The following is a 26,288-nucleotide window of genomic DNA, read 5'->3' as shown; positions in this document are numbered from 1 at the left end:
GGAGGCCGATAACCCGGGCCGCTCTGCGGCGTTCGCGGTCTTGTGCAGGCCGGTGATGCGCGTTTGCCGCTCAGGTACCCAGGTTCAAGCCGAAGTTCACCTTGAACAGGATCAGGATCCCGAACACGGCGAACAGCGCCGCGGCGACGAAGCGCATCTTGCTCAGCGGGATAATGCGGGTCAGGCGATCGCCCAGCAGGACCGCGGGCACATTGGCCGCCATCATGCCCAGCGTGGTGCCGACCACGACCATGCCCAGGTTCGCGTACTGCGCACCCAGCGCAATGGTGGCGAACTGGGTCTTGTCGCCCATTTCGGCGAGGAAGAAGGCCACCACGGTGGTGGCGAAGGCGCCGGCCTGCTTGCCGTTTTTCCCTTCGTCGTCGAGCTTGTCGGGGATCAGGGCCCAGGCGGCGAATCCGAGGAAAGCGATGCCCAGCACCCAGCGCGTCACATCCGGGCTGACGTGCGAGGCAGCCCAGTCGCCCAGCGCGGCGGCAAAGAGGTGGTTGAAGATGGTTGCGACGAAAATGCCCGCAATGATGCTCCACTGCTTGCCGGGAAACCGGGACGCCAGGAGAAAGGACAGGAGCTGAGTCTTGTCGCCCATTTCCGCCAGGGCGACCATGCCGAATGAAGCAATGAGTGCTTCCATGAGATATCCAAAGGGGCTGGCAACACACGAACCAATGACTTCGCTGCCCAGTGCCAGCCCCAGCTGGTGGACAGAAAAGTCAAAGGTCTCGCAGAGCCAATCAGGCTGCCGGCGCCATGGTTTTTTGTACCAAGTATGTTGACGTCGGCTCCTCCAGGGGGACTGGAGGCTAGCTACTCCCCTAAGACGGCGCAGATGATAGCACAAGCCTGTGCTGGCGGGGATCCGGTGCGCCGGGCGATCAAAGGTTTGTCACGGCTGGCATCGGCGCCTGGTGCCCTGCCTGGTGCCCTTTGACGCACAGCCTTGCCGCGAACAATACTATAGGGCTTTGGGGTCACCCAGGCTCCAGCCATGCCAGACCATACCGACGCTACCGACGCTACCGACGCTACCGATTCGCGATGACCCAGCCCGATATCCACGACCACGCCTCCCTGATCAGTGCCTTCCGGCGCGGCCACCGCCCCGCCTACCTGTTTTTCTGGGGCCACAGCGCCAGGCCGGGGGCCGCGGTGGGCAAGGAGTGCCTGTCGCAGTGGTGGCCCGCCCGGTTCAGCGTGGATGGCCAGGTGTTCGCCAGCGCGGAGCATTTCATGATGGCTGGCAAGGCGCGCCTGTTCGGCGACGAGCCTGCCCTGGCGCGGATACTGGCGGCGCCTTCGCCCGCCGCGGCCAAGCGGCTTGGCCGCGAGGTGTGCGGCTTTGACGAAGGGCGCTGGAATGCCGCGTGCCAGGCGCTGGTGACGCAGGGCAATATCGAGAAATTCCGCCAGAATCCGGACCTCGCCGGCTACCTGCTCGGCACCGGGCGGCGCGTGCTGGTGGAGGCCAGCCCGGTCGATCGCATCTGGGGCATCGGCCTGGCTGCCGACGATCCGCGCGCGGCCAATCCCGATCAGTGGCGCGGGCCCAACCTGCTCGGATTCGCGCTGATGGCTGCGCGCGAGGCGCTAGGAGATGCCGCGGCGCGTTAGAGCGGGACGAAGGGTCAGAGCCATCCGCCCGTTTGCTCCGGTCCGGGTCAGTCCTCGGCGACGAAGCCGGTAGCCTCCACGATCGGCTTCCAGGCAGCACGCTCCAGCTGGATGCGGTGCCGCGCTTCTTGTCCCGGCCCGGCGGCCACTTCCAGCCCCAGGGCCTCCAGCTTGGCCGCGGTCGCGGCATTGGCCGAGGCGGCAATGAACATTTTCTCCACCTTGGCGACCACATCCGCTTGCGTGCCGGCCGGCAGGAAGGCGCCGTACCAGCTGGTCGCGTATTCGAACTGGCTGAAGCCCTGTTCCTTCAGCGTGGGCACTTCCGGCAAGGCCTTGGCGCGCCGCGTGCCGCTCACCCCCAGGAATTGCAGCTTGCCGCCCTTGTACAACGGCATCATGCTGGCGACGGCATCCCAGCCGATCGACACCGTACCGCTGATCACGTCCACCAGCATCGGAGACGCGCCACGGTAGGCGGCGGGCGTAACGGAAATGCCGAGCTTCTTGCCCAGTGCCACCGTGCCGAGGTGGCCGGCGCTGCCGATGGTCGCCAGGCCCAGGCTGGCGCTGCCGGGATTGCGCCTGGCCCACTCGACGTATTCCTTCATGTTCTTGTACGGCTGCTGGACACCGGCGGCAATCACGGTGGGCACGTCGGTCAGCACGGCGGCCGGTACCAGGTCTTTGTCCGCGTCATATCCCAGCTTCTTGTAGGTCAGCGGGAAGATGGTGAACAGCGGCGAGGGGCCGATGAAGATGGTCTTGCCATCGGGCCTGGAGCGCTTGACGTAGTCGAGCGCCAGGCGCGCCGACGCGCCGGGTTTGTTCTCGACGATGATGGTGCCGTGCCCATCCTGGCGCAGTTGTTCGGCGTAGATCCGGGCCAGGCTGTCGGCCGCGCCGCCGGGCGCGTAGCCGACGATGATATGCATCGGGGCCGCCGCATCCTCTGCCGCGAAGGCCGGCCGGGGCAGGGCGAGGACAGCAACGGCACATGCCGGAAGCGCCAGGGCGTTGATCACAAAATTGCGGCGGAAAGCGTGGGTCATGGCGGGTGCGGTTTGAATCGATGAATAAACGAGGCGTGGCGTGTTATAGCTGCGGCCACTGGCCCAGCAGCCCGTGCGCGGCTTCGAACAGCGCGGACACGCGGAGCAGCTCGGCGTCGCCGCGGAACTGTCCCACCAGCTGGAAGCCGATCGGCAGCCCGTCGCTGCCGAAGCCGCAGGGCAGGCTGATGGCGGGATGGCCGGTCATGTTGAACGGCATCGTCCACGGGAACCAGTGCGCGCGGACGTTTTCGAATGCCTGGCCGTCGATGTCGATGGTGCCGAACAGGTCTTGTTCGATGGGTAGCGCCGTGCGTGTGAGCGTCGGCATGGCGAGGAAGTCGCCGCGCTGCAGCAGCGCCTGCACGCGCAGGAACAGTTTCGAGCGATCGAACATCGCCTGCTGGTACTCCACGCCGCTGACCTGCGCGGCGGAGGCCACCTGCTTCAGGAACGTGGCGCTGAGTTGGTCGCCGTGCTCCGCCGCGATGGCGGCAAAGCGCGCGCGCCAGACCGTATGGTTGATCGCGCGCCAGATGGGTTCCACGTCAAAGCCATCACCGGAGAAGGCTTCCAGTTCCGCGCCTAGCCCGGCCAGCTTCGACAGGCTCGCCTCGAATGCCCGCGCAACCTCCGCCGATACCGGACGCCCCGGCGGCGCCAGGCAGTAAAGAATCCGGCGGCCGCGCAAATCCCCTTGCGGGCGGGCGGCGCCGGCGTAGTCCGGCTTCGGCACGCCGATCGACCACGGATCGCAGGCATCTTCGCCGGCCATGACCTGCATCATCAGCCCGGTGTCCGCGACCGTGCGCGTGGTGGGCGTGACATAGGTCTGGTTGCCGAAGAGGTCCTGCGCCTGGCTGTGCGGGATCACGCCGTTGCTCTGCTTGATGCCGACCACGCCGTTGCACGCCGCCGGAATCCGCGTGGAGCCGCCGCCGTCGGTGGCGACCGCAAGCGGCGCGATGCCGCTGGCCACGGCAACCGCCGCGCCGCCGCTGGATCCGCCGCTGGTGCGCTCGCCGCTCCATGCATTGCGCGTGCGGCCGAACAGGGGCGAATCGGTCAGGCATTTGGAGCCGAACTCGGGCGTGGTGGTCTTGCCAATCAGGATGGCGCCCTGCTCGCGCAGGCGCGCGATGGCTACCGCATCCTGGTCGGGCACGTTGTCCCGGTATGGCGCCACGCCAAACGTGGTGCGCACGCCCTTGGTGTTGACGAGGTCCTTCGCGGTGAACGGGATGCCGTGCAGCAGCCCCAGTGGCTTGCCCGCGATGACCGCCTGCTCCGCCTCGCGGGCCGCGGTCATGGCTTCATCGGCGCATAGCGTGATGAAGCAGTTCAGTTCGGGCTGCAGCCGGGCAGCGCGGTCGAGCACGGCCTGCGTGAGTTCGACCGGCGATATTTCCTTGCGGGCGATGCGGCCCTGGAGTTCGGTGGCGGACAAAAAGCAAAGCGCATCGCTCATCGGCGGGGGTCTCCAGAAACGTCTCGGGTGGCCTGGACGCCACGCCATGCTATGCAGGGCTTTGGTTTTTGGATCCAGAATCCAGTGTTTGAGGCTATAGTAGACCCGTGGGCAGCCCTTGTAAACTGCGCCAACCTGTCTGGATCACCCGGTGCGGATATGCGCCGGAATATGCGGAAATGCGCTGCGCCAAGAGGGGGCAAATGTCGGAAATGTCGGAAACATTCGAGTGGCAAGGCCGGGTGCGGCTGGTCGAGGAAGTCGCGCAGGTGCTGCGCCAGCGCATCTACCGGGGCGTCTACCCGCCGGGCAAGCCGCTGCGGCAGGTCGAGATTTCGGAGGACCTGAAGATCAGCCGCACGCCGCTGCGGGAAGCCCTGCGCATTCTCGAACGGGAAGGCCTGGTCAGCGCCGAGACTGCGCGCGGCGTCACCGTGGTCAGCGCGGATTTCCGTCAGTTGATGGATGCCTATGAACTGCGCGAGGTAATCGACGGCCTCGCCGCTCGCCTGGCGGCGTCACGCGCGAGCGAACTGGCCGGAGCGCCTTTGCGCGCCATCATCGAAACCCAGCAGGGGAGCCTCGAGCCCTGGCTGCCTGAGGTTTATACAGCGGCCAATGTCGAGTTCCATACTGCCATCATCGGCCTGGCAGCGAACGAGTACCTGGCGAGGCAGGTACCCATCGTGCATATGACGTCGCAGGTGTTCGCGCCACGGATCCTGTTTGCGCGGGACCGCGCGCAGGCCGCCATCGGGGAGCACGAGCAGATCGTCGCGGCGATCGAGCGCGGGGATGCCGGCCAGGCGGAAGACCTGGCCCGCTTGCATATCCGGAATTCCATGGCGCGGCTAAGGGCCCTCGCGCAGATGGCTGCGGATGATGCGCCGGCCATCGCCGAACCCTGAAATGCGCAGCGGTGCGGCAACCGGCCCGGATTATTGCTGCGGGCTCTTGGCGGTTTGCGGCGTGTCCTGCCGCAGCGCGGGATGATGCCGGCTCACGCTTCTTGCACCGAACAACAGCGCCCCGATAAAAACCACGATATACGCCCCGAAAGTGAGTGCTCCTTCCATGGCTGACCCCTCTGCTTTTGTGTGGTTATTCTTCTTGGTTAGGCAATCAGTATGCGCAAGATAAAGACCAGTCCGCTACCACTCGGCGGAGGGGGGTGAGGAGGAAATCGGGGGGAAATTTACCTCGTTTGGGGTACAACCGCGGGGCATTGCGGCAATAGACAAGGCATAAGACAAAAGGGGGGCGATCGCTCCCCCGCGCTATCGCCCGGCATCCTGGTTGCCCTATGCCGCCGCAGCCTTCACGGCACCGCTGGCGAAGAAGCTCCGCAGGTTGTCGAAGACCAGGTCCGCCATCGCATTGCGCGTTTCGTGCGTGGCACTCGCGATATGCGGCAGCAGCACGACGTTGTCCAGCGCGAACAGGGCTTCAGGGACGTGCGGCTCGTTCTCGAACACATCCAGGCCGGCGCCGGCGATGCGCCGGTGCACCAGCGCATCCACCAGCGCCACCTCGTCAACCACGGTGCCGCGCGCGATATTGATCAGGAAGCCTTCGGGGCCGAGCGCTTCGAGCACGGCGGCGGAAACCAGGTGCCGGGTCTCCGGCCCGCCCGCGGTGGCAATGACCAGGAAATCCGCCCACCTGGCCATCTCGATCAGCGAGGGCTCGTGACGGTAGGGCGCATCCGCCGCGGGGCGCCGGCTGTTGTAGCGTACCTCCATGTCGAAGCCGGAGCCGCGCCGGGCGATCACGCGGCCGATGCGGCCCATGCCGATGATGCCCAGGCGCTTGCCGCTGACGCGCGTGCTGAGCGGGAACTGCGCCTTGGGCCATTCGCCGCGCCTGACAAAGCGATCTGCCGCGCTGAAGCCGCGCGCCACGTCCATCAGCAGGCCAAAGGCCGTGTCGGCCACGCAATCGTTGAGCACGTCGGGGGTATAGCCAACTGCGATGCCGCGCGCGCGCGCGGCTTCGAGGTCGATCTTGTCGAGGCCCACGCCAAAGCTGGAGATGACCTTCAGCGCCGGCATGGCCGCGATTATGGCCGCGTCGACGCCGATCGCGGCGCGTGTGGTCAGCGCGGCAAACTCGGCGCCGTGGCTGGCGAGGAAGGCGGCGGGATCGGTTTCGGCCCACAGGGGGTGGACGTCATAGTGTTCGGCCAGGCTGGCTTCGAGTGCGGCCGGCAAGCGTCCATGCTGGAGCAGGCGTTGTTTCATGAGAAGAGATCCGGTTGGTGAGCGCGATGATTGCGCGAGGCTGGCGATGTCAGTCCGCGCTGAGTTTGTTGTCCAGGATGATCCTGGCGTAGCGCTTGCGATCGGTGGCGATCAGGTCCGCGAACTGGGCCGGCGTGCCGCCGACGGGAATGGCGCCCTGTGCAATCAGCTGTTCGCGCACGGCGGGCATCGCCACCACTTCCTTGACGCCGGCGGCGATCTTGTCGACGATTTCCCTGGGCGTGCCCGCCGGCGCCAGCAGGCCGACCCACGATCCCGATTCGGCGCCGGCAATACCGGCTTCCGCCAGGGTCGGCACGTCCGGCAGCGCGGGGGAGCGGACCTTGCTGGTCACGGCCAGCGCGCGCAGCTTGCCCGATTTCACATGGCCGGCGGTTTCCAGGATGGAGGCGAACAGCATGTCGACATTGCCCGCCATCAGGTCGCTCATGGCGGCGCCGCCGCCCTTGTAGGGCACGTGCAGCAGATCGATGCCGGTGGCAGCCTTGAAGATCTCCGCCGACAAATGCGGCGAGCCGCCGCTGCCCGAGCTGGCGTAGGTCAGCTTGCCGGGCTGCGCCTTGGCCAGCGCCACCAGTTCTTTCGGCGTCCTGGCCGGCAGCTTGGGCGTGACGACCAGCGCGAACGGCAGCTCCGCCATCAGGCTCACCGGCACGAAGGCGGCCGGGTTGTAGCTGAGCTTCTTGTAGAGCGTGGGATTGATGGATTGCGTGCCGACATTGCCCGCGACCAGCGTGTAGCCATCCGGCCTGGCGCGGGACACGATGTCCAGCCCGACGTTGCCGGCCGCGCCGGGCCGGTTGTCCACCAGCACCGGCTGGCCCCACAGTTGCGACAGCCGCAGCGCTACCAGGCGGGTGCCCACATCGGTGCCGCCGCCAGGGGCGAACGGCAGGATGATGGTCACGGGCTTGGCCGGCCAGGCCACGCCGGGCTGGGCGTGCGCGGCGGGCAGCCACGCGCCGATAGCCAGGGCGACGAGTGCCGCGCGACGGCGCGGTTTCAGGGGGGTGAGCAAGCGCATGTTCTGTCTCCAGGAGTACTGCTTGAGTGCCGGGTGCGATGGCCCGGCGGCATGTGTGGGGTAGCGGCTGCCGGCGCGCCGCTCATTCGGGCTGGATGCCGGCGTCCTTGGCAACCTTGGCCCACTTGCCCATTTCCACCTGAAGGAAACTGGCGAATTGCGCGGGGGTGCCGCCCGCGGGTTCGATGCCGGCGTTCTGCAGGCGCTCGCGCACATCGGGCGATGCGAGCGCTTTGTTGATCTCCGCGTTGAGCTTGTCCACCACCGCCCTGGGCGTACCGGCCGGCGCGAGCACGCCGCCCCAGGTGCTGGTTTCATAGCCGGGCAGGCCGGCTTCCGCCATGGTCGGGACCTGCGGCGCGGTCGACGAGCGCCTGGCCGTGGTCACGGCGAGCGGGCGCACCTTGCCCCCCTTGACCTGCGGGCCGATCGCGGCAACCGTGTCGAACATCAGCGACACGCGGCCGCTGGTAAGGTCCGGATGCGCCAGCGTGCTGCCCTTGTAGGGAATGTGGACCATGTCGATGCCGGCCATGCTCTTGAACAGCTCGCCCGAGAAGTGCGGCGCGCCGCCCGAGCCGCTGGACGCGAACGACAGCTTGCCCGGGTTGGCCTTGCCATAGGCGATCAGTTCCTTGACGGATTTCACCGGCAGGGAAGGGGACACCACCAGCATCAGCGGCACCACGTGGGTCAGCACCACCGGCTCGAAACTCTTGATGGTGTCGAAGGGCAGCTTCTTCACCATGCTCGGATTGATCGCGTGGCTGCTGGCCACCAGCGCCAGCATGTAGCCATCCGGCGGGCTCTTGGCGACCAGGTCGGTGCCGATGATGCCGGTGGCGCCGGGGCGGTTGTCCACCACCACCGGCTGGCCCCAGGCCTCGGTCATCTTCTGGCCCACCAGCCTTGCCACAAGGTCGATGGCGCCGCCGGGTGAGGCGGGCACGACGATGGTGATGCTCTTGGCGGGGTAGGCTGCGTCGGCGGCATGGGCGCCAGGCGTGGCTAGGGCCAGGGCGGCGGCGATGCCGGCCAGCGCCTGGACGATGGGTTTGGTGTTGATGTGCATGTCGTCTCCTGCGCGATTCAGTTCGCGCTTATTGGTTTTGTTCAGTGAGTAGTTCCCGGCGCTAACGTGATCAACTACGCAATCGATTACGCAATCGATTACGCGATCAATTCGCCGTTGCGCCCGACTTCTTCACCAGCTCCGCCCAGCGCGGAATCTCCTTGCCCATGAAGGCCGCCAGTTCGGCAGGGCTGCTGCCCACCACTTCCATGCCAAGCTGCTGCGTCATCCGTTGCTGCACGGCGGGCTGCTTCAGCGCGCGCACCACTTCGGCGTTCAGCCGCTGCACCACGTCCTTCGGCGTGTCGCGCGGCGCGTAGAGAGCCTGCCACGACACCATTTCAAAGCCCGGCACGCCGGCCTCCGCCATGGTCGGCACATCGGGGGCCAGCGCCGAGCGCTTGGGCGAGGTCACGGCCAGCGCGCGCAGCTTGCCGGCCTTGATCATCGCGTCGCCCGCCGTCAGCTGATCGAAGAGAAAGGGGACGAGGCCGGCAGCCACGTCCTGTATCGCCTGCGGGCTGCCTTTGTAGGGCACGTGGGTCATCGGCACCTTGATCATGTCGGCGAACAGCTCGCCGGCCAGGTGGGTCGAGGTACCCGCGCCGGAGGATGCGAAGCTCAGGCCCGGATGCTGCTTCGCATAGGCGATCAGCTCCTTCACGTTATGGATCGGCAGCTTGGCATCGACCATCAGCACATTGGGCACGTAGGCGATCAGGCAGACCGGCTCGAAATCCTTCACCGGGTCGTAGGTGAGGTTCTTGTACAGGCTGGCATTGATGGCATGCGTGCTGATGGTGCCGCCGAACAGCGTGTAGCCATCCGCCTTCGCGCGCGCAACGTAGCCCGCGCCCACCGCGCCGGCCGCGCCGGGGCGGTTCTCGACCACGACCGGCTGGCCCAGCGACTTCGAGATTTCCTGCCCGATGGTGCGGGCGACGATGTCGGTCGAGCCGCCCGCCGCGAACGGCACTACCCAGGTGACCGGGCGCGACGGCCATTTGTCCTGGGCGTGGGCGCCCGCGCCGAAGAGCCCGATGGCGCCGGCGGTAGCCAGCATGCCGAGGGCGGCAACGTGGCGCAGCGCGCCTCGCTTACTGTGATTCATCTTGTCTCCATCCGTGGCGGCCTTGCCCCGCGATTCGGGGCCGGCTGTCTCATGTGCTGGTTTGCGCCGCGCGCAAGGTGGGTGCTCAGCGGCCCGTGGCCTGCCGCCATGCGGCGAAGTCCAGCCGGCTTTGCTCCTGGGTCGGCGGATACAAGCCGATGATCGAGCGGCCCTTCATCACTTCCTCCGTGACGAAGTCCTCGAAGGCGGTCATCTCCACGGCTTCCGCCGCGATGTCTTCGGCCAGGTGCCGCGGGATGACGATCACGCCTTCCGCATCGCCAACCACCACGTCGCCGGGGAACACCGCGACGTCGCCGCAGCCGATCGGCCCGTTGATCTCGATCGCCTGGTGCAGCGTCAGGTTGGTGGGGGCGGAAGGGCGGTGGTGATAGGCCGGCATGGCGAGCCGGGCAATCTCCGGCGAATCGCGAAAGCCGCCGTCGGTGACGATGCCGGCCGCGCCGCGCTGCATCAGGCGGGTGATCAGGATCGAGCCGGCGGAGGCGGCGCGCGCGTCCTTGCGGCTGTCGATCACCAGCACCGCGCCCGGCGGGCATTGTTCTACCGCTTGCCGCTGCGGGTGGTTCGGGTCCTGGAACACCGTGATCGGGTTCAGGTCTTCCCGCGCCGGGATATAGCGCAGCGTAAAGGCCTCGCCGACCATATTGCCGCGCTCGGGATTGAGCGGATGCACGTCCTGGATGAACTGGTTGCGCAGGCCGCGCTTGAACAGCGCGGTGCACAGGGTGGCCGTGCTGACGGTCTTGAGCTGGTCGATGATTGGCTGGCTGAGCTTGCTGGCTTGGGTCATGGCGGGTCCGGAGTCGGTGAGCGGATTCGGTGATCAGTAGATGCTGGGCTCGCCCGTGGGCGCGCCGAAGTCGGTTTGCAGGAAGTCGAAGTCGCAGCCGTCGTTGGCCTGCCGGATGTGCTGGGAGAACATCCAGCCATAGCCACGCCCGAAGCGCGGTGGCGGCGGCATCCATGCGGCCTTGCGGCGAGCCAGTTCCTCGTCGGACACTTCCAGGTGGATGCTGCGGCGGTCGATGTCGACCGAGATCATGTCGCCGGTGCGCACCAGCGCGAACGGGCCGCCGATATAGGACTCGGGCGAGACATGCAGGATGCAGGCGCCGTAGCTGGTGCCGCTCATGCGCGCATCCGACATGCGCAGCATGTCCCGCACGCCTTGTTTCACCAGTTTCTTGGGGATGGGCAGCATGCCCCATTCCGGCATGCCGGGGCCGCCTTGCGGGCCGGCGTTGCGCAGGATCAGGATGTGGTCGGCGGTGACGTCGAGGTCGTCGCGCTCCACCGCTTCCTTCATCGACGGATAGTCGTCGAACACCAGCGCAGGGCCAGTGTGTTTGAAGAAGCGTTTCTCGCAGGCGCTGGGCTTGATCACGCAGCCGTCCGGCGCGATATTGCCTTTGAGCACGGCCAGCGCGCCTTCCTGGTAGAGCGCGTTTTCCGGGGTGCGGATCACGTCGTCGTTGTAGACCTCCGCGCCCGCGATGTTCTCGCCCAGGGTGCGGCCGGTGACGGTCATGGCATCCAGGTGGAGTTTGTCGCCGATGCGGTTCATCAGCGCCGGCAGGCCGCCCGCGTAGAAGAAATCCTCCATCAGATACTTGTCGCCGCTGGGCCGGATATTGGCGATCACCGGCACGCGCCGGCTGGCCGCGTCGAAATCTCCCAGCCCGATGTCGTGCCCGGCGCGGCGCGCCATCGCGATCACGTGGATGATGGCGTTGGTGGAGCAGCCCATCGCCATGGCCACCGCAATCGCGTTCTCAAAAGAGGCGCGTGTCTGGATCCGTTGCGGGGTGAGGTCCTCCCACACCATGTCCACGATGCGCCGTCCGGCTTCGGAGCACATGCGGATGTGATTGGCGTCGGCGGCCGGGATGGACGAGGCGCCCGGCAGCGTCATGCCAATGGCCTCGGCAATCGCCGTCATGGTGCTGGCGGTGCCCATCGTCATGCAAGTGCCGTGGCTGCGGGCGATGCCGCCCTCGATGCCGATCCACTCGGTCTTGCTGATATTGCCGGCGCGGCGCTCGTCCCAGAATTTCCAGGCGTCCGAACCGGAGCCCAGCACGTTGCCCTTCCAGTTGCCGCGCAGCATCGGGCCGGCCGGCACATAGATGGCCGGCACGCCCGCGCTCGACGCCCCCATCAGCAAGCCGGGCGTGGTCTTGTCGCAGCCGCCCATCAGGACCGCGCCGTCGATGGGATGGGAGCGGATCAGCTCCTCCGCCTCCATCGCCAGCATGTTCCGGTACAGCATGGTGGTCGGCTTGACCGCGCTCTCCGACAGGGAGATGGCGGGCAACTCGATGGGGAAGCCGCCGGCCTGCAGGATGCCGCGCTTGACGTCGTCGACGCGCTGCTTGAAATGGGAGTGGCAGGGGTTGATGTCGGACCACGTGTTGATGATCGCGATGATCGGGCGGTCCAGCCATTCGTCGGGCGAGTAGCCCATCTGCATGATGCGCGAGCGGTGCCCGGAGGAGCGCAGGTCGTCGGGAGCAAACCAGCGCGCGCTGCGCAGCGTTTCGGGCGTCTTCTTTCGGGACGTCATTGTCTCTTCCATGGGTGTTGTCATCGGGATCGCCCTCCCTTGGAGGTACGACAACTGATCTCATGTGAGCCATTAAAGCACTAATATATTAGTGTGTCAAACGGGAAAACTTTCTATTAGAATGCCTGCAGGGGACGCGAAGCAGCGTCCTTATGCGCGATAAGGCGCATCAATGTCCTGAAACCAGACCACCAGATGGAAGCCACCCTGTCCCCTCCCCAGATGCATTTCCAGTTCGACCGCACCCGGCACGCCGCGCCGCAGGTGTTCGAGCATATGCGGGACATGATCATCTCGATGACGCTGACCCCCGGCACGGTGCTGTCGCGTACCGAGCTGGCCGCGCAATACGGCATCAGCCAGACGCCGGTGCGCGATGCGCTGATGCGGCTGAGCGAGGAAGGGCTGGTCGATATCTTCCCGCAGCACGCCACCGTGGTCAGCCCCATCAGCGTTGCCCTGGCGCAGCAAGCGCATTTCCTGCGGCGTTCGGTGGAAGTGGAAATCGTGCGCACCCTGGCGCAAGAACCCGACCCGGCGCTGGTCGAGCGGCTGCGCCTGAGCGTGGCGCGGCAGCAGGCGATGCTCGCGGCGCAGGATTTCGCCGAGTTCTCCCTGTTCGATCAGGCTTTCCACCGCCAGATGTACGAAGCCGCGCGGGTGCCGGACCTGTGGATGCTGGTGCGCCGCCAGAGCGGCCACCTGGATCGGCTGCGCCGCCTGCACCTGCCGATCGCCGGCAAGGCGAACGCCGTGGTGGCGGATCACACCGCCATTGTCGATGCGATCGCCAGGGGCGACGCCGACGAGGCGCAGGCCAGCCTGCGCCGGCACCTGTCCGGCACGCTCGCCAATCTTGACGAGATCCGTGCACGCTTCGGCAGCTATCTCGAGTAGATCGGTTTGCCGGATCGCCATGCCGGAACGCATGGCTCGCGCATCCGCATAACCCGCCGGAGGCCACGCTATGCGCCTGGCTGGCCAAAGCCCGACGTGCGGGCCAGCACGATCGCCTGCGCGCGATTTTCCACTTCAAGCTTGGAGAACACACTGGTGATGTGGTTGCGCACCGTCTTCTCGCTCAGGCCAAGATGCGCCGCGATCTGCGCATTGTCGCGGCCTTGCGCGATCAACTCCACGATGTCCCGCTCGCGCCGGGTCAGCACGGTGAAGACAAGGTCCGCGCTGGGCGGGGTGGCGGGCAGGAACGCATGCACCTCGTCGAGCCAGCGCTGCCATGCCGGCTCGGTTTCCAGCAGCAGGTGGTTATCGCTTTCCAGCGGGACGAAGCGCGCGCCGGGAATCAGGCTGGCAATCAGCCGGCCCTCGTCGAAGGGCACGCGCGCATCGCGCACGGCGTGCAGCACCAGGGTGGGGCAGGATACCTGGCTTAGTTGGGACACCACATCGATTTCATTGAAGATGCGCATAAAGCGCGCCGCGTTGGCGGGCGAGGTCGACACGCGCTCCAGTTCGTTGAACCAGCGATGCTGCTCGGCGCTGCCGCCGGGGATGAACTGCGTCGTGAAGAACTGGCGAAAGGCGGGGTTCTCCTGGCCCCAGCCGATCTCGGCGAGCCGGTTCATCAGCTCGGCCTCTTCCCGCAGGCGAGGGTCGAGCGCCCGCTTGAGCCTGCCGCGCGCATAGCCGCCATGCAGGATCAGGTGGCTGACCCGCCCGGGATGCGCCACCGCGTAGGCGACCGCGATCGATGCGCCTTGCGAGATGCCCAGCAGCGGGAAGTGATCGACGCCGGTGGCTTCGACAATGGTCTCCAGGTCCTGCAGCCAGGCGTCGAAAGACAACTCGACATCGCGGTCGGACAAGCCGCAGCCGCGCTCGTCATAGCGCACCAGCGTGTGGCAATGCGATAGTTCGTTGAGAAGGTGGCTCCACACAGGGCTCTCGACATCGAACTCCAGGTGGCTCATCCAGTTCGCCGCCTTGACCAGCGGCGGTCCCTGGCCGCTGATGGCGTAAGCGAGGCGCACGCCATCCGGGCTGGTGCAAAGGCGAATCTGTTGCTTGCGCGTGGGCATGGGCGTTCACGCGGGCGGGAGTAGCCGGCGCGACAGGCCAAAGCACGGCTGCCGCGTACGGTGCACCGCGTGCTTCACCTAGCTTAGCAAAGGAAATCCTGCGTGAAGGTACCGTGGGTACCGTGTTTGCCGGCAGGTGCCGGGCACGCCTTTTCCACCGGTGGTGTCATGCGCAGCTTGATGCCTTGGGGCTTTTGGGGGCCACGCATGACGTCCACTCCTGGTTGCGAGCCGGCCTTGTCGCCAGCGTTTATCTCGGGCTATGGCGATGGTGCGCCGTCATGCCGCGCCCATGGGTTGCAGGGCGGACAGGCATTCCGTGCCGCTAGCGTACGGATCGGCCTGGCCCGTGCGCGCACCGTCGCTGAATGCGTCGCGCGGGCCGCTGCGCCCGCCATCGGAGTAGGGGTCGCGAGGCCCGCTGCGCATGCCGTCCTGGTAGGGATCGAAGGGGCGGGACGCGCACGCTGAAAATCCCTGGCGGCCGAGCGTTGCCAGGGGAGTGCCCCCGGCTTGCCCGGAGCGCGCCCCGTCGGTGAAGGCGTCTCGCTGGCCCATGCGCGCCCCGTCGGTAAAGGCGTCTCGCTGGCCGGTGTGCGCGGGTGCGGTGCCCGGAGCCAGGTCACGCACGCCCGCGTTGGCCTGGGCTGTGGTGAGAAGGCCGGCAGCCAACGCGGCACCGGTGAGCAGGGTCTTGGCAAGATACAAATGCATATCGGTCTCCATCAGGCGTGCCGGTCCTGGCGTTGCCATATCCGGCAAGTCCTTCCTATGGGCAATCTCCTCGGTGGCACCTGGCTGCACGTGACCGCCCTGACCGTGCAACGGCGATATGCGCGAGGTGAACCGGCAGCCATCCCATCCCTGGCTCGGCGCGCTGCGCATGACAGATTCCCATGTTCCTTTCCGCTTTCCTTTTGCCCCCTCGCTTGTCCCGGGCAGCTTCAGTGCAGGCAGGCCAGGAGCAGGACAAGCCGCTGCGCGTACCCAGAGCCGATGCCGGGCAACGCATCCGCGCGTGCCTTGACGTCGTGCCACAGGGCCTGCGCGGCCAGGGGCCACGGCGCCGGCTCCACCGCTGCCTGCCCGCGCAGGGAACGCGCCAGCGACAGCGCCCGGCCCAGGTCCCGAACCGGCATGTCATGGTCGCGGACCACCCGGCTCGCCGCCGCGAGCAGCGTGTCCCAGGTGCCGGCCTCGCAGTACAGCGCATAGAACACCAGGACAGTTCCGCCCAGCACGAGCGATGCGGCGGCCGCGCCATCTGCCGTCAGGCCGCCCGGCAGGCGCACAGACAGCCGGGCGTGCGCCGTGCAGTGGGTGTATGGCCGGTGGGCGTCCCGAAACCGCAAGTGATCCATGACTCCGACTCCTCCTTCAACGGCATCGCACGGTGCGGCGGTGCAAGCGTAAGGCGAGCAGGTATTGTCGGCCGCGGATCGTGCGCAAACCATGAGGCGAGAGTCCCGGTCAGGGTCCAAAGGGGCCGGGCGCGGTCCCGGAGGCCGGGGCAGGAGTCCCGGGCGCGCGCGCGAGGCAGAGCGGAAGCGAAAAGGAAGGGAAGAAAAGCGGAAAAAAGGAAGCGTGAATGTTCTACCGTCGAACACCGCAAGGGTGGGTGCCGGCGTCGCAGCCACGAATATGCCACAAATTCTTCAAGTTGCTGAAACATTAGGCAGTCCGAACGGATTGGCGGCAGCATGCCGGTTAGCGGGAAGCGAACCCCCTGTTATCCACAGTATTTGTGGATAACACGACCCAAAAAAAGGCGGGTTCCAGCACAGGACTGATTGTGTTGTCAAGCATCTAGAGGTTTTCCTCGGTTGGCTGCCCTGGGTGCCTTTGCGTCAATGATCGGGCGGCATTGCATGGCATCCATCGGGCCGCCGTTGCGGTCGCCGTCATGGTCGGCGCACCCGCTTCGTCCTTGTCCGGTCCATTGCGTTGCCCTATAGTTCTATTAATAGAACTAATACGGCGGGTTGGAGGAGACGATGGCAATGACGGCAGGCGCCCTGTCCGGGGTCAAGGTGGTGGACATCACGGCGGTTTTCATGGGCCCCTCGGCCACCCAGATGCTGGGCGACCTGGGCGCCGATGTGATCAAGGTGGAGCCGCCCGAGGGCGATGTCACGCGCGGCATCGGGCCTTGCGGCGACGAGAAGATGGGGCCGCACTACCTGGGCCTGAACCGCAACAAGCGCAGCATCGTGCTGAACCTGAAATCGGCGGACGGGCGTGAAGCCTTGCTGCGGTTGGTGAAGGACGCCGATGTGCTGGCCTATAACGTCCGGCCGCAGGCCATGCAGCGGCTGGGGCTGGACTATGAAACCCTGTCGGCGCTGAATCCGCGGCTGGTCTATGTCGGCATGTTCGGCTTTTCGCAACGCGGGCGCTACGCGCCGCAGGCCGCGTTCGACGACCTGATCCAGGCCGCCAGCGGTTTGCCGCAGGCGGTGGCGATGGGCAGCGGCGACATCCCGCGCTATCTCCCGATCACCATCGCCGACCGCTCGGTGGGCCTCTACGCCTTCGGGGTGATCTGCGCCGCGCTCCATGCGCAGGCTCGCACGGGCAAGGGCCAGCGCGTGGATGTACCGATGTTCGAGACCATGGTGCCCTATGTGCTGGGCGACCACCTGTACGGCGAGACTTTCGTGCCGGCCAGGGGCGGCTTCGGCTATCCGCGCCTGTTGTCGCCGGAGCGGCGGCCGTACCGGACGCGCGACGGCCATGTGTGCTGCCTGATCTACCACGACCATCACTGGCGCACCTTCCTCAAGGCGATCGGCAAGGCGGAGCTGTTCGAAGCCGATCCCCGTTTCGCCAGTATCACCACGCGCACGGCGCACATCACCGAGCTCTACGCGATGGTCAGCGACGAGATGGTGAAACGGACCACGCAGGAGTGGCGCGCGTTGCTAAAGGAAGCCGATATCCCGGTGTTTCCCATGCACACGTTCGAGACGCTGCTCGACGATCCGCATCTGCGCGATATCGGCTTCTTCCGCGAGACGGACCACCCCGGCGTCGGCCGCATCCGGGAGATGGCGGTGCCGAGCGAGTGGTCGGGCACGCCGCCTGTCAACCGGCGCCACGCGCCGGGGCTGGGGGAGCATAGCCGCGAGGTGTTGCGCGAGGCCGGCTATGACGATGCGGAGATCGACAGGATGATGGCTGCGGGTGCGACGCGCGGACCGGTGAAGGCATAGGTGGAGACAGAGAGCATGCGTGCAAACGTGAACGTAAAAGACGACAGCAGCGCCAGGACGGTCCGCATCGGCGGCGCCTCCGGCTTCTGGGGCGACAGCAGCGTGGGCGCACCGCAACTGGTGCGCCAGGGCGGGATCGATTACCTGGTGTTCGACTATCTCGCCGAACTCACCATGTCGGTCCTCGCCGCAGCGCGCCTGCGCAAGCCGGAACTCGGCTACGCCACCGATTTCGTGACGGTGACGATGAAAAGCCTGCTCGGGGAAATCGTCGACCGCAATATCCGCGTGGTCAGCAACGCCGGCGGCATCAACCCGCAAGGCTGCGCGCAGGCGCTGGCCGCCATCGCCGCCGAGCAAGGCATCGCCGTGCGCATAGCGGTGGTGGAGGGGGACGATGTCATGCCGCTGCTGCCCGCATTGCGCGAAGCCGGCGTGAAGGACATGGATGCGCAAAATGGCAGGCCCCTGCCGGAGAAGCTGCTGAGCGCCAACGCCTATCTCGGCGCGCTGCCGATCCGGCAGGCGCTGGACCAGGGCGCGCAGATCGTCATTACCGGCCGCTGCGTCGACAGCGCGGTCACGCTCGGCGTGTTGATGCACGAGTTCGGCTGGCGGGCGGACGACTACGGCCATCTCGCGCAGGGCAGCCTGGCCGGCCATATCATCGAGTGCGGCTGCCAGGCCACCGGCGGGCTGCATACCGATTGGGAGAGCGTGCCGGACTGGCCCAACATCGGCTATCCGGTCGTGGAATGCCGCGCCGACGGCAGCTTCCTCGTTGGCAAGCCGCCCGGCACCGGCGGGCTGGTCAGCACCGCCACGGTCGGTGAGCAGATCCTCTATGAAATCGGCGACCCCGCCGCTTACCTGTTGCCCGACGTGACCTGCGATTTCACGCAGGTCACGCTGGCGCAGGCCGGTCCCGGCCTGGTGGAAGTGCGCGGCGCACGTGGCCGCGCCCCCACCGGTACCTACAAAGTGTCGGCAACCTATGCCGACGGGTTTCGCTGCAATGCGCAGCTCACCATCGTCGGGTTCGACGCGGTGGCCAAGGCCGAGCGTACCGCGCAGGCCATCCTCGCGCGCACGCGCCGGCTGTTTGCCGAACACGGCTGGGCCGACTACACCCGCACGCATATCGACGTGCTGGGCGCGGAGTCCTGTTTCGGCCCGCACGCGCAGACGCGCCACACCCGCGAGGCGATCATGCGGCTGGCGGTCATGCATCCCGAGAAGGCCGCCCTGGAACTGTTCGCCCGCGAGATATCGGCTGCGGGAACGAGCTGGTCTCCGGGCACCACCGGGTCCGGCAGTGGCCGGCCCAGCCCGTCGCCGTCGATCCGGCAGTACGCCTTCCTGCTCGACAAGGACGCGCTGGCGCCCACGGTGCTGATGGACGGGGAGCGCACGCCAGTGGCGATGCCGCCGGCGCGAGCGCGCGCGGCAGGGGACGCCGCGCTGCCACCGCGCTCCACGGCGTCCGAATCCGCGCCCGGCCATCCCGGCGGCGACCTCGTCGAAGTCCCGCTGATCCGCCTTGCCTATGGCCGCAGCGGCGACAAGGGCGATATCTCCAACATCGGCCTGATCGCCCGCCGGCCGGAGTACCTGCCGCTGCTGCGCGCCGAGGTGACCACGGCGCGCGTGGCGCAGTGGCTCGGCCACCTGGTGAAGGGCCCGGTCACGCGCTACGACCTGCCGGGCATCGACGCGATCAACCTGGTCTGCGAAGCGGCGCTCGACGGCGGTGGCATGGCTTCGCTGCGCAACGACCCGCTGGGCAAGGGTATGGCGCAGATCCTGCTGGCAATGCCCGTGCGGGTGCCAAGAGGCCTGCTGCCATGAGCGAGGCGAAGCGTACCGCTCCCACCTCACTCACGGATGCCGGGCCGCAAGCGCTGCCCGAAGACGGCACCGGCGGGGTGGCACGCTATCGGCAACTGGCCAGCGTGCTGCGCCACCGGATCGCGTCCGGCGAATGGCCGGTCGGGCACCAGTTGCCAACGGTCGAGCGGCTGGCGCAGACCTACGGCATCGCCCGCGTCACGGTCAGGCAAGCCTTTGCAGTGCTGGCCGAGGAAGGCCTGGTCAGCAGCCAGCGGGGGCGCGGCACGCATGTGACCGCCTTGCCGCCGGGCCCGAGCGAAGGCATGCGGTCGGTGATCAACGACGAACTCGTCGGCGGCAGCGAGCTGGAAATCCGCATCCTGGACAAGCGCAAGGATGTCAGCCTGCCGCCCGGATTGCCCACGCGCGGCGAACCGCTGGACCGCTATGTTCGCCTGCGCAAGCTGCACCTGCACGATGGCGAGCCGTTCTGCCTGATCGAGCTATACGTGGCGGCATCCGTCTTCAGCCAGTTCCCGCGCGGCAGCGAGAAGCATCGCAAGATCGCCAGCCTGCTGCGCGAGGCGGTGGGAGAGCGGCTCGGCATGATGCACCAGACCATGACGGTGGAGCCCGCCGACTACGCGCTGGCGCGCGACCTTGCGTATGGATTCGCCGCGCCCATCGCCAAGATTGTCCGCACCACGCTCGATGTCGACGGCAAGGTGCTGACGGCGGGATGCTTCTGGTATCGCGGCGATCGCTTCATCCTCGACGTGGAATTGCCGGCCCACCTGACCGCGCGCTACCCGGCGCTGGCGGTGCCGGATAGCCGTAGCTGAGGCGCTTTTCATTTCGGGCCAGCCACCCGTGATTCTTACCATCCGACAGATGCCGAAGGCACATGAGGAGACAACATGACTCACCCATTCAAACGGCGGGCGATCGCCCGGTTGCTGCCAATGCTGGTGCTGGCCGCGGGTCCTGCAACCCCGGCGCGTGCGGCGGACGCCGGCGATTATCCCGCCAAGCCAGTGCGCGTGGTCGTCCCGTTCCCGGCCGGAAGCGGCACCGACAGCAGCGCACGCTTCGTGGCCGAAGCCGTTACGGGCCAGACCAGCAAATCCGTCGTGGTGGATAACCGGCCCGGCGCCAACGGCTTTATCGCGGCCCAGGCTGTCGCCACGGCGCCCGCCGATGGCTACACCATGCTCGTGACCACCAACACCACGCACGCGGCAAACGCTTCCCTGTTCAAGAAGCTGCCCTACGATCCGATCAGGGATTTCGCGCCGGTCTCGCTGATCGCCCGCAGCGGACTGGTGCTGGTGGTGCCGTCCGACAGCCCTGTGCACACGGTGGCGGACCTGACCGCGCTGGCCAGGGCAAAGCCGGGCAAGCTCACCTTCGCCAGCGGCAGTTCCTCCACCCGCATCGCCAGCGAGCTATACAAGATGATGGCCGGCGTACAGGCGCTGCACGTACCGTACAAGGGCGTGCCCGTGGCGCTGACGGACTTGATGGGGCATCAGGTCGATTTCATGATCTCCGACATATCGCCCGCGATGACGTTGATCCAGAGCGGAAAGCTGCGTGCCGTCGCCGTGACCACAACGCAGCGCCATCCCGTGCTGAAGGACGTGCCGACCATGGCGGAGAGCGGCCTACCCGGATATGAAATGGTGGCGTGGTCGGCGGCATTCTTTCCTGCCGCGACCCCGAAGCCGGTGGTGGAACGCATGAATCAGATGGTGCGCAAGGGGCTTACCGATTCCAGGGCCGCCGAGTATTTCAGCCGCACAGGTGGCGAGCCTGCACCCACCACGCCGGATGAACTTGCAGCCTTCGTCCGCAGCGAGACGCAGAAATGGGCGAAGGTGATCAAGGCGGCGGGCATTGAGCCGGAGTGACGCGGCGCACGCCAATTATTCATCAATAAAATTGAACAACTTATCCTGCCAATTCAGCACATCGACCCTCTTCGCTCACTTAAAGTTCAACCCATGGACGGCGCAACACCGCAAAGCGCGACGTTCTAAATAATTCAACCATGTGGACTAGAAAGGGAAGAGATCATGACCAACGCCAAGCTCGAAGTGCTGACCCCGCAGAACAGCCAACTGATCTTCATCGACCACCAGCCGCAGATGGCCTTCGGCGTGCAGTCGATGGACCGCCAGGCGATGAAGAACAATGCCGTTGGGCTGGCCAAGGCCGCCAGGATCTTCAACATCCCCACCACCATCACCACCGTGGAGAGCGAGTCGTTCTCGGGCTTCACCTACCCCGAGCTGCTGGATGTATTCCCCAACCAGAAGACGCTGGAGCGCACCTCGATGAACTCGTGGGACGACCAGAAGGTGCGCGACGCGCTGGCCGCCAACGGCCGCAAGAAAATCATCGTCGCGGGCCTGTGGACCGAGGTCTGCAACACCACCTTCGCCTTGTCCGCGATGCACGACAGCGACTACGAGATCTACATGGTGGCCGACGCCTCGGGCGGCACCAGCAAGGAAGCGCACGACTACGCCATGCAGCGCATGGTGCAGGCCGGCGTGGTGCCGGTGACCTGGCAGCAGGTGCTGCTCGAATGGCAGCGCGACTGGGCCCACCGCGACACCTACGATGCCGTGATGAAGCTGGTCAAGGAACACTCGGGCGCCTACGGCATGGGCGTGGACTATGCCTACACCATGGTGCACAAGGCAGCGCAGCGCACGGCCACGACGCACGAATCCCTCGCGCCGGTGCCGGCTCGCTGACAGGCCGGCAGGCGTGGCCTGAAACAACGGGAACGTCTAACAGCACACCCAGGACGGCGGCTGGCAGAAGCAAGGAGTGCAAAGAGAGAGCCCCTGTCAACGAGGGGCTCTTGCTATCAAAGGCTGCACGGTGCGATAGGCACACAGACAGGCACACAGATGGGCACACATCCTCAGGCGCCCATGCCTACCCAATCATGCTCAATAATGGGTGGCCAGTCACCGCGTTGCGCCACTCTCCGTGCAGGCTCCATCGGAGAACACGTCGCGGCGATCCATCACCCGGGCGCCGTCCCCATAGGGATCCCGAGGTCCCATGGTATTTGCACCATCCGTGTATTTGTCCCGCGGACCCACACCCCCGTAGGCCACGGCCGAGCCGAGGGCCGCGCTGGCCACTGCGAGCAAGATAACTGTCTTTAGCATGCTGCACCTCCTGTTGGTGGTTGTTCCTGTGCGAGCGAGCCGCCTCCAAAGGATAGGCCCGCAGCAGGCCTGCAAACGCGGCGTTTGCGCATTGCAGCAGACAGTTTTGTTATCCGGCTTATGACGAGCGGCTATATGGGCTGTCATCGCGGTTCTGGGTGCAGATTCCCGGAAATTTGCACGCAACCGATCCCGGTCTCCGCGCCGACCGTGACCCTGGTTCCAGTCACCTTGTGTAAAGTGAAAGTTGGAGTTGCGACGGTTGCAACTTAGCGATGTTTCATCTGTGAGGGGGCGTATGCAATCCAAGGAACACTGGGAGCGGGTCTACACGGCGAAGGGTCCGACCAGCGTGAGCTGGTTCCAGGAGCATGCTCGCCAGTCCGTCGAACTGATCCGGCAAACGGGTGTGGCGCCGGACGCGGCGATTATCGATGTGGGCGGGGGCGCCTCCACGTTGGTCGATGACCTGGTCGGCGAGGGCTATACGAACCTCACCGTACTGGACCTGTCTGACGCCGCGCTGTCGGCGGCCAAGGCCCGCCTGGGTGAGCGTGCAAATCGTGTCTCGTGGCTGGTTGGCGACGTTACGCAACTGGAGCTTTCCATCCACGCCTACGACGTCTGGCACGACAGGGCGGTCTTTCACTTTCTGACCACGCTTGAGGAGCGTGAAGCCTACGTCCGGGCCGTGTTGCGCGCAGTCAAGCCCGGGGGCAGCGTCATCGTCGCGACCTTCGCGGAGGACGGGCCAGAGCAGTGCAGCGGTCTTCCTGTCATGCGCTACAGCGCTGACGCGCTACATGCCGAGTTTGGTGCGCCATTCACGCTGCTCCGGCAGGAGCGTGAGGAGCACCACACGCCGTTCGGGACGGTTCAGAAGTTCATCTACTGCCTGTGCCGCAAGGAACCGTGCTGAGCGGTCCAGGCGTCCGGCGGCGTGGTAACAACGCATCAATGCGACGGCCCGACCCGCGCGGACATCCAGCAACCCCTTGCCGCCTCAGGCAGGCTTGCGATAAACGACGAATCCGGATTTCTCCGCGACCTTGTCGTAGAGTTTCATCGCCGTCGTATTGGTTTCGTGCGTCTGCCAGTAGACTCGCCTGGCGCCGGCGGCCTCCGCGCGCTGGTAGACCGCTTCGATCAGCGCGCGGCCCACGCCAGCGCCGCGCGCCGCCTCGGTGGTGAAGAGGTCTTGCAGGTAGCAGCTCGGGCCGATCTGGATGGTGCTGCGATGAAAGAGGTAATGCACCAGCCCGAGCAACTGCCCGGAGCGCTCCGCCACCAGGGCGTGCATGGGCTCGTAGGCATCGAAGAAACGCGACCAGGTCATGCGGGTGATCTCGGCCGGCAGCGCTGTTTCGTCCTTGCGGCCATAGAAGGCGTTGTAGCCATCCCATAGCACCTTCCATGCTTCAAAATCGCCTGGCTCGGCTGGGCGGATCAGGATCGGGTCGGTCACGGTGTCATCCTCGGGTTCGATATACGGGCTTGAAGGCGGGCACGCTTGCACCGCCAGCCTGCATTGTGGCCGGGGACGGCCGTCCGGGGCAACCCATGCCAGGCCGGACTAAGCCCGGCTGCTCGACGTAGGCGGTGTATACCGGGCCTTGCCGCCGCGCTTGGCTTCGTAGAGCGCCATGTCGGCGCGCATGAAGAGCTCGTTCGTGGTCTGGCCGTCATCGGGGTAATGAATGGCAATGCCCACGCTGGCCGTCGCCACGATGGTATGGCCTTCGATGAAATGCGCGCGCGTTGCCGCTTGCACGATGGCCTGGGCGATGCGTTCCAGCGTCGCCGTACTGAACGCCTCGTCCAGCACGATGCCGAATTCGTCGCCGCCGATCCGGGCCACCGCATCGCCCGTGCGCACGCACGCGGTCAGGCGCTCGCCGAACGCAGCCAGCAACCGGTCGCCAACGGCATGGCCATAGGTGTCGTTGATGGCCTTGAAATCGTCGACATCCACCAGCAGGAGCGCTGCGTTGATGTGGTCGGCGCTGGCGCGGGTCATGGCCTCGGCCATGCGGCGGTCGAAACCCTTGCGGTTGAGCAGGCCAGTCAGGTGATCCGTCAGCGTCTGCGCTTCCAGGCTGCGCAATTTCTGGCGCTCGATGGTCACGTTCCGCGCGAACATATACAGTCCCTGGACCGTGTCCTGGCCGTCATTCCATGCAGGCTGGTACGTGACTTCCACATACTCGGCGCCGTCCTTGCCTTCCAGGCTGAAGGTGACCGACGTGCCCTGGTAGGCCTGCTCCAGGTAAGGTTTCGATGCCATATAGGCCGGGGTGCCCCACAGCTCGCGCACCGTCAGGCCGACGATCTGCCGCACCGGCAGGCCAAACCGCTGCGCATAGGCCTCGTTAACGAAGATGTAGCGCTCGTTCATGTCGATGAACGAGATGAAGTCGGGCACGTGGTTGGCAATGGCCTCGATGCGTTTCTCGCTCTCGGCGGCGCGATCCTTGGCGGCGGAGAGCGCGGCCTCGCGTTCGGATAACTGCCGCATGACCGCGCCGAACGTGGTGGCCAGTTCGCCGATCTCGTCATTGCGGCTGGTGGGCAGCGAGGCCAGTGCGGCCGGATCCTTGGGCACCTCGCTCACCACGCGGTGCAGCAGCTCCAGGGGCGCCAGCATGCGCCGTATTACAACCCACATCATCAGGGCGGCCATCACGAGGGAGAGTCCCGCGGCTATGATCGTCTTGCGGCGGGCCTCGATGATGGGCGCGTAGGCTTCGCTGGCAGGCAGGACGGACACCACCTCCCAGCCATTGGATTCGAGCAGGTAACGCGCCACGACAGGCTGGGTCGGGCTGAGGACTTCCCAGTCGGAACGCGGTGCTTCAAGGCCGCAGGTCTCGCCGAGCGCCTTGGCCGGGGTCATCACCTTCGACGGGTCCGGGTGCATCGCGTAACGCGGGTTGGCGCCGGTGGAAACCAGGCAATAGCTCCCGGTCAGGCCAACCCGGCTGTGCGCCAGCTGGCCGAGGAAGTTGCTTTCCGTGAAATTCAACGCCCCGCCAACCACCGCGAGCAACTTCCCGTCCGGGCCGAGCAAGGGGACAGCCAGCACGACGCCGGGCGAATCGCTCATCCGCCCGCGCAGCAGGTCGGACACGGCAAACTCCGAACCGCGGACGACTTCCCGGAAATAGTCGCGGTCCGAAAGGTGGATGCGTTGCCCGGCGGGAACGGCGGTGCTGAACGCCATGTTCCCGTCGGGCCACGCCAGGAACACGGCATTGAGGGTTTCCGGGATGGAGACGGCCTGGGCAGCGAAGTGCTTCATCTCCGCGGGCGAGCGCCCCAGCATGGGCGCCAGCTGGCGAGCCAGGCGGCGCAAGGCGTTAGCCCGCGACTCGAACTTTTCATCGAGCTGTTCGGCGACGAGCTTGACCAACGTCTCTTGCTGCGCCTGCCGCAATGCCTTGAGGCTCTGGAACGCGTAATACTGGGCGAACAGCGCACGCGCCAGGATGATGAACGTCACCACGACTGCGGTAGCCAAGGCCACCCGGTACTTTAGGGAGTGCCGCATGAGTATCTTATTATTGGAGTTTTCGGATTAGCCCGATTGCCGGCACTTTCCGTTCCGGCTGCCCGTCCTCCACCGCGGGCTACTGACCCGGTTCGTAGGTTAGCAGAAGCGGGGTGTTAATCCCGCGTTGCCGACAGGGATGCTCGGACTTACGTGCCTTGTCGGTGGCTTTCGCCGGCGTAAGTGGCCTTCGGAGGCTAAAATGCGGCATTCCCCCAACAGTCACCAGCCCGGCCGCAGCCCGCCAGCAGGAAATCCTCCCCCA

At 66.3% G+C, this 26,288-nt stretch carries 25 protein-coding genes and 1 riboswitch; of the genes, 9 read left to right on the top strand and 16 right to left on the bottom strand.

Features of this window, described 5'->3' with window-relative positions; translation table 11 throughout:
• Window positions 1–70: 70 nt before the first annotated feature.
• Entirely contained in the window at window positions 71–655 is a 585-nt protein-coding gene (locus AC1DS6_RS25560; protein WP_441625822.1) for a TMEM165/GDT1 family protein, read from the bottom strand.
• A gap of 5 nt (window positions 656–660) precedes the next feature.
• A riboswitch (yybP-ykoY riboswitch) is annotated at window positions 661–851 on the bottom strand.
• A gap of 208 nt (window positions 852–1,059) precedes the next feature.
• Between AC1DS6_RS25560 and AC1DS6_RS25555 the strand changes: the two genes are divergently transcribed.
• Entirely contained in the window at window positions 1,060–1,632 is a 573-nt protein-coding gene (locus tag AC1DS6_RS25555) for an NADAR family protein (protein ID WP_477103437.1), read from the top strand.
• Window positions 1,633–1,679: 47 nt separating this feature from the next.
• On the opposite strand, the gene AC1DS6_RS25550 is transcribed toward AC1DS6_RS25555, so the two are convergent.
• Both AC1DS6_RS25550 and AC1DS6_RS25545 read right to left on the bottom strand, forming a co-directional pair.
• Window positions 1,680–2,684 (bottom strand): tripartite tricarboxylate transporter substrate-binding protein, encoded by a 1,005-nt coding sequence (locus AC1DS6_RS25550; RefSeq protein WP_477103436.1) that lies wholly within the window; start codon window positions 2,682–2,684, stop codon window positions 1,680–1,682.
• Between the two features lie 43 nt (window positions 2,685–2,727).
• Window positions 2,728–4,152 (bottom strand): amidase, encoded by a 1,425-nt coding sequence (locus AC1DS6_RS25545; RefSeq protein WP_441625817.1) that lies wholly within the window; start codon window positions 4,150–4,152, stop codon window positions 2,728–2,730.
• Between the two features lie 203 nt (window positions 4,153–4,355).
• Here AC1DS6_RS25545 and AC1DS6_RS25540 point away from each other — a divergent pair, with 203 nt between their 5' ends.
• Window positions 4,356–5,060: a GntR family transcriptional regulator gene (locus tag AC1DS6_RS25540; protein ID WP_477103435.1), complete on the top strand. Its 705-nt coding sequence runs from the start codon at window positions 4,356–4,358 to the stop codon at window positions 5,058–5,060.
• Between the two features lie 30 nt (window positions 5,061–5,090).
• Here AC1DS6_RS25540 and AC1DS6_RS25535 read toward each other — a convergent pair whose 3' ends face one another.
• From AC1DS6_RS25535 to araD, 7 genes are all read right to left on the bottom strand, one after another.
• Window positions 5,091–5,228 carry a hypothetical protein gene (locus AC1DS6_RS25535; protein ID WP_441625813.1) on the bottom strand — a complete coding sequence of 46 codons (138 nt, stop codon included), beginning with the start codon at window positions 5,226–5,228 and terminating at the stop codon, window positions 5,091–5,093.
• 225 nt (window positions 5,229–5,453) lie between these two features.
• Window positions 5,454–6,392 (bottom strand): 2-hydroxyacid dehydrogenase, encoded by a 939-nt coding sequence (locus AC1DS6_RS25530; RefSeq protein WP_441625812.1) that lies wholly within the window; start codon window positions 6,390–6,392, stop codon window positions 5,454–5,456.
• 49 nt (window positions 6,393–6,441) lie between these two features.
• Complete coding sequence (locus tag AC1DS6_RS25525) at window positions 6,442–7,437, bottom strand: Bug family tripartite tricarboxylate transporter substrate binding protein (protein WP_477103434.1); 996 nt, start codon at window positions 7,435–7,437, stop codon at window positions 6,442–6,444.
• An 82-nt stretch (window positions 7,438–7,519) separates the two neighbouring features.
• Window positions 7,520–8,509, bottom strand: a complete 990-nt coding sequence (locus tag AC1DS6_RS25520; RefSeq protein WP_477103433.1) for a tripartite tricarboxylate transporter substrate binding protein — start codon at window positions 8,507–8,509, stop codon at window positions 7,520–7,522.
• A 106-nt stretch (window positions 8,510–8,615) separates the two neighbouring features.
• Window positions 8,616–9,620 (bottom strand): Bug family tripartite tricarboxylate transporter substrate binding protein, encoded by a 1,005-nt coding sequence (locus AC1DS6_RS25515; RefSeq protein ID WP_477103432.1) that lies wholly within the window; start codon window positions 9,618–9,620, stop codon window positions 8,616–8,618.
• Between the two features lie 85 nt (window positions 9,621–9,705).
• Window positions 9,706–10,434 carry a ribonuclease activity regulator RraA gene (locus AC1DS6_RS25510; protein WP_441625806.1) on the bottom strand — a complete coding sequence of 243 codons (729 nt, stop codon included), beginning with the start codon at window positions 10,432–10,434 and terminating at the stop codon, window positions 9,706–9,708.
• A gap of 33 nt (window positions 10,435–10,467) precedes the next feature.
• Entirely contained in the window at window positions 10,468–12,207 is a 1,740-nt protein-coding gene (gene araD / locus AC1DS6_RS25505; protein ID WP_477103431.1) for an L-arabinonate dehydratase, read from the bottom strand.
• Window positions 12,208–12,402: 195 nt separating this feature from the next.
• Between araD and AC1DS6_RS25500 the strand changes: the two genes are divergently transcribed.
• A complete protein-coding gene (locus tag AC1DS6_RS25500) occupies window positions 12,403–13,104 on the top strand; it encodes a GntR family transcriptional regulator (protein ID WP_441625802.1) in 702 nt (233 codons plus the stop codon).
• 68 nt (window positions 13,105–13,172) lie between these two features.
• On the opposite strand, the gene AC1DS6_RS25495 is transcribed toward AC1DS6_RS25500, so the two are convergent.
• The 4 genes from AC1DS6_RS25495 to AC1DS6_RS25480 all read right to left on the bottom strand — a co-directional run bounded on the left by AC1DS6_RS25495 (window position 13,173) and on the right by AC1DS6_RS25480 (window position 15,607).
• Entirely contained in the window at window positions 13,173–14,246 is a 1,074-nt protein-coding gene (locus AC1DS6_RS25495; RefSeq protein WP_477103430.1) for an alpha/beta fold hydrolase, read from the bottom strand.
• Between the two features lie 83 nt (window positions 14,247–14,329).
• Entirely contained in the window at window positions 14,330–14,455 is a 126-nt protein-coding gene (locus tag AC1DS6_RS25490; protein ID WP_477103429.1) for a hypothetical protein, read from the bottom strand.
• Between the two features lie 70 nt (window positions 14,456–14,525).
• Window positions 14,526–14,960, bottom strand: coding sequence for a hypothetical protein (locus tag AC1DS6_RS25485; RefSeq protein ID WP_477103428.1), 435 nt, complete (start codon window positions 14,958–14,960; stop codon window positions 14,526–14,528).
• 230 nt (window positions 14,961–15,190) lie between these two features.
• Window positions 15,191–15,607 carry a hypothetical protein gene (locus AC1DS6_RS25480; RefSeq protein ID WP_477103427.1) on the bottom strand — a complete coding sequence of 139 codons (417 nt, stop codon included), beginning with the start codon at window positions 15,605–15,607 and terminating at the stop codon, window positions 15,191–15,193.
• A 633-nt stretch (window positions 15,608–16,240) separates the two neighbouring features.
• On the opposite strand from AC1DS6_RS25480, the gene AC1DS6_RS25475 reads away from it, so the two are divergent.
• The 6 genes from AC1DS6_RS25475 (at window position 16,241) to AC1DS6_RS25450 (ending at window position 23,395) form a co-directional block, all read left to right on the top strand.
• Entirely contained in the window at window positions 16,241–17,458 is a 1,218-nt protein-coding gene (locus AC1DS6_RS25475; protein ID WP_477103426.1) for a CaiB/BaiF CoA transferase family protein, read from the top strand.
• Between the two features lie 15 nt (window positions 17,459–17,473).
• Window positions 17,474–19,306: an acyclic terpene utilization AtuA family protein gene (locus tag AC1DS6_RS25470; RefSeq protein WP_477103425.1), complete on the top strand. Its 1,833-nt coding sequence runs from the start codon at window positions 17,474–17,476 to the stop codon at window positions 19,304–19,306.
• Window positions 19,303–20,130 (top strand): GntR family transcriptional regulator, encoded by an 828-nt coding sequence (locus tag AC1DS6_RS25465; protein WP_477103424.1) that lies wholly within the window; start codon window positions 19,303–19,305, stop codon window positions 20,128–20,130. Before AC1DS6_RS25470 ends, AC1DS6_RS25465 begins: the two co-directional genes overlap by 4 nt.
• Before the next feature lie 75 nt (window positions 20,131–20,205).
• Window positions 20,206–21,198, top strand: a complete 993-nt coding sequence (locus AC1DS6_RS25460; RefSeq protein WP_477103423.1) for a Bug family tripartite tricarboxylate transporter substrate binding protein — start codon at window positions 20,206–20,208, stop codon at window positions 21,196–21,198.
• Window positions 21,199–21,363: 165 nt separating this feature from the next.
• Window positions 21,364–22,050, top strand: coding sequence for a hydrolase (locus AC1DS6_RS25455; protein WP_441625786.1), 687 nt, complete (start codon window positions 21,364–21,366; stop codon window positions 22,048–22,050).
• A gap of 724 nt (window positions 22,051–22,774) precedes the next feature.
• A complete protein-coding gene (locus tag AC1DS6_RS25450; RefSeq protein ID WP_477103422.1) occupies window positions 22,775–23,395 on the top strand; it encodes a class I SAM-dependent methyltransferase in 621 nt (206 codons plus the stop codon).
• An 84-nt stretch (window positions 23,396–23,479) separates the two neighbouring features.
• Here the strand turns inward: AC1DS6_RS25450 and AC1DS6_RS25445 are convergent, their stop codons facing one another.
• Complete coding sequence (locus tag AC1DS6_RS25445; protein ID WP_441625782.1) at window positions 23,480–23,941, bottom strand: GNAT family N-acetyltransferase; 462 nt, start codon at window positions 23,939–23,941, stop codon at window positions 23,480–23,482.
• 108 nt (window positions 23,942–24,049) lie between these two features.
• Entirely contained in the window at window positions 24,050–26,023 is a 1,974-nt protein-coding gene (locus AC1DS6_RS25440) for a sensor domain-containing diguanylate cyclase (protein WP_477103421.1), read from the bottom strand.
• Window positions 26,024–26,288: the final 265 nt, after the last annotated feature.

This window comes from Cupriavidus sp. 05L310 (genome assembly GCF_056398185.1).
Note: the sequence above shows the minus strand (reverse complement) of the source record. Positions and strands in the feature narration are given on the sequence as shown.